Consider the following 2,951-nt stretch of genomic DNA (forward strand, 5'->3'; position numbering starts at 1 on the left):
AGTTGCGCTGGTATCTGTTCCTCGAAAAGACGCCGAAGAAATACGTCGGCCACAATCCGATGGCGCAGCTCATGATGTTCTTCTTCTTCACGATCTTGGCTGTCGGCATGCTGTTCACCGGCTTCGCGCTGTACAGCGAAGGCGCCGGGCTGGGCAGCTGGCAGGACACGCTGTTCGGCTGGGTCATTCCGGCCCTCGGCGGTTCGATGCAGGTGCATAACCTGCACCGGCTGGGCATGTGGGTCATGATGACTTTCGTGCTGGTGCATGTTTATGCGGCGATCCGCGAGGACATTATGAGCCGGCAGAGCCTGATCTCGACGATGATCAGCGGCTGGCGGATGTTCAAGGACTGAAGCTTTCAATGAACAGCAAACGCATACTGGTCCTCGGCATCGGCAACATCCTGTGGGCCGACGAAGGTTTCGGCGTGCGCTGTGTCGAAGCCCTCAACGCCGGTTGGGAATTTCCGCCGCAGGTGACGGTCATGGACGGCGGCACGCAAGGTCTTTACCTGCTGCCCTACGTCCAGGAGGCCGATTGCCTGCTGGTCTTCGACGCGGTCGATTACGGTGATGAACCGGGCAATTTGCGCGTCGTGGTCGGCGATCAGGTGCCACGATTCATGGGCGTCAAAAAAATGAGTCTGCACCAGACCGGCTTTCAGGAAGTGCTCATGGCGGCTGAACTGACGCAAAAATTGCCCGCCGAGCTCGTCCTCGTTGGCGTTCAGGCCGAGCAGCTCGAAGACTTCGGTGGCAGTCTGCGCGACGTCGTCAAGGCGCAGATGGTGCCAGCCCTCAACATCGCGCTCGACTGGCTGGAAAAGTGGGGCGCGGCGGGCCGGGTGCGTCACGGGCTGAGCGAGAGCATCACTGACAACGCGCTGGCCATGGATGTCTATGAATCCGAACGGCCGCCGGCGGAAGTCGCTTATCGCCTAGGCGACGCGCGTTTTCTGAATATGGAGGTTGTATGACCCCCACGCTCACGCTGTTCGCTGCCCCCCGAGGGGGCGTCGCCCTGCCTTGGGGCGGCCCGGCGGAAGGGCGGGCTTGACATGTGCCTCGGCATCCCTGTTCAGGTGCTCGAATGTGGCGAGCATTTCGCCCGCTGCGCCGGCCGTAGCGGCGAAGTGCGGATCGATCTCAGCCTGGTTGGACAGCAACTGCCAGGCACCTGGCTCATGACTTTTCTCGATGCCGCGCGCGAGGTCATCGACGCCGAGCGCGCCGCCGCCATCGATGCGGCGCTCGATGCACTCGCTGCCGCACAAGCCGGCGCCACCGATTTTTCCGCCTTCTTCGCCGATCTTGATCGCCAACCCCAACTCCCCGATTTCCTGAGGACACAACCATCATGAGCCTCGTACTCAAAGCCGGCCCGACCTCGCTCGAAAGACTCGAAACAGCCATCGCTCGCCTTTTGCAAAAACACGGCTTTTTTCCGGTTGACCGTAGCAATCCCGAATTCCCGGCTGGTTTGACCGCCCTGCTCCTCACCGAAGACCCGCAGCGCAATCTCGAAGTCCTCGACGCCTGCATCATCCTGCCCGAAGCGCTCAAACCGGTCGGCGATCAAATCGCCCGCTGGGTTGCCGGCCCCGATTTTTCCCCGCCCTTGATGCAGCAATACGGTGTGCCGCGCGCCCCGGCTGTCGTTTTCCTGCGTGACGGCCAGTTTGTCGGCGTCCTCAACGGCATCCGCGACTGGAACGAATACCAGAACGAAATCGCCTGCCTGCTCAGCGGCCCGGCGCAACCCGCATTTGCCAAAAAAGCGATCGGCATCCCCGTCGTCGCGGCCCACTCGCCAGGAGCCTGCGCATGAACCCGTCCACGATGCGTCCTTTCCCGATTTCCGTTGTCGCCATGGGCCCCGGCTCGCAAGGCGAGGAAGCGCCGGATTACCTGCCGATGCCGAAAGGCATGGAAACCTTCTCGCAGCCGCGCCTGCCTGACAATGTGGCGCCCGAGGTGGTCAATAGTGCGGCCAGCCTGCTCGGCGCCTATGTCGACGAGGCTGAGAAAGTCGGCTTTGCCGGTGGCGCAACGCTCAATCTGCGCGACCTCGACGCCACGATGCGCGATGTCATCAACCAGTCGATGGGCTTCGGCGAAGTCAGCGCCTTCACGACGGCGCCGCAACACTGGCGCGTTCAGGAGACGGCGTTCTCAGGTATCTGGCGCGTCCTGCAGGTGGCCGACGACGGCGCGATGGTCGTCGACCGCCTCGAAACCGGCGACATCCCGGCCGCGCTGACTGACACCATGCTGGCCACGGCGACCGCCGATCTGCCGCCGCCCGACTACCCGGTCGGCTGCATGAACGCCCAGGCACTGGTCGAAGAAATCCGCATGCAGGCCGCCGCGTGGCAGCCGGGCGACGCGGCCCATGTCATCAACCTGACGCTGTTGCCGGTCAGCGACGCCGATCTCGACACGCTCTACGGCTGGCTCGGCCACCGCCAAGTCTCCATCCTGTCGCGCGGTTACGGCAATTGCCGGATCACCAGCACGCGGCTGCACAACGTCTGGTGGGTGCAGTACTTCAACAGCATGGATGCGCTGATTCTCAACGCCATCGAAGTCATCGGCATGCCCGAAGTGGCGCTCGCCGCCGACGAGGATTTCACCGATTCCGTCGAACGCCTGCGTGAATACCTCGACATGATGGTGGAGCCCGTTTAGTCTCCTCCTTCATGCGCTTCGAAGGTTCGTTTCTCAATGTCCAGCCGGGCGACCGGCTGGAATGCGGCATCTGCTGGTGGGTCTATGACCCGGAGCGGGGTGACGACGTGCGCGGCATTCCGCCCGCTACGCCGTTCGCCGACTTGCCCGCCGACTGGTGTTGCCCGGGTTGCGATGCGCCAAAGCACAAGTTTATGGTGACCGAGTGAGCAGGGAGCAAGGTTCCATGGCTTGCCATGGAATGCGACCGGCCGCGAACGA

Annotated in this window: 6 protein-coding genes; all 6 read left to right on the plus strand. The window is 63.0% G+C overall.

The features are described from left to right. Window positions 1-356: Ni/Fe-hydrogenase, b-type cytochrome subunit (gene cybH, locus ADADOO_RS14715; protein ID WP_511278258.1), on the plus strand; the 356-nt coding region annotated here is incomplete at its 5' end. A gap of 8 nt (window positions 357-364) precedes the next feature. Further along, window positions 365-979 (plus strand): HyaD/HybD family hydrogenase maturation endopeptidase, encoded by a 615-nt coding sequence (locus ADADOO_RS14720; RefSeq protein ID WP_511278259.1) that lies wholly within the window; start codon window positions 365-367, stop codon window positions 977-979. Between the two features lie 81 nt (window positions 980-1,060). Next, window positions 1,061-1,363: a HypC/HybG/HupF family hydrogenase formation chaperone gene (locus ADADOO_RS14725; RefSeq protein ID WP_511278260.1), complete on the plus strand. Its 303-nt coding sequence runs from the start codon at window positions 1,061-1,063 to the stop codon at window positions 1,361-1,363. Beyond that, window positions 1,360-1,830: a hypothetical protein gene (locus ADADOO_RS14730; RefSeq protein WP_511278261.1), complete on the plus strand. Its 471-nt coding sequence runs from the start codon at window positions 1,360-1,362 to the stop codon at window positions 1,828-1,830. Before ADADOO_RS14725 ends, ADADOO_RS14730 begins: the two co-directional genes overlap by 4 nt. Further along, window positions 1,827-2,690 carry a hydrogenase expression/formation protein gene (locus ADADOO_RS14735; protein WP_511278262.1) on the plus strand — a complete coding sequence of 288 codons (864 nt, stop codon included), beginning with the start codon at window positions 1,827-1,829 and terminating at the stop codon, window positions 2,688-2,690. Before ADADOO_RS14730 ends, ADADOO_RS14735 begins: the two co-directional genes overlap by 4 nt. Before the next feature lie 11 nt (window positions 2,691-2,701). Continuing rightward, window positions 2,702-2,899, plus strand: coding sequence for a rubredoxin (locus ADADOO_RS14740; RefSeq protein WP_511278263.1), 198 nt, complete (start codon window positions 2,702-2,704; stop codon window positions 2,897-2,899). The last annotated feature ends 52 nt before the right edge of the window (window positions 2,900-2,951 follow it).

Origin of the sequence: Azonexus sp. (assembly GCF_036170495.1) — a bacterium.
Lineage (GTDB): Bacteria > Pseudomonadota > Gammaproteobacteria > Burkholderiales > Rhodocyclaceae > Azonexus.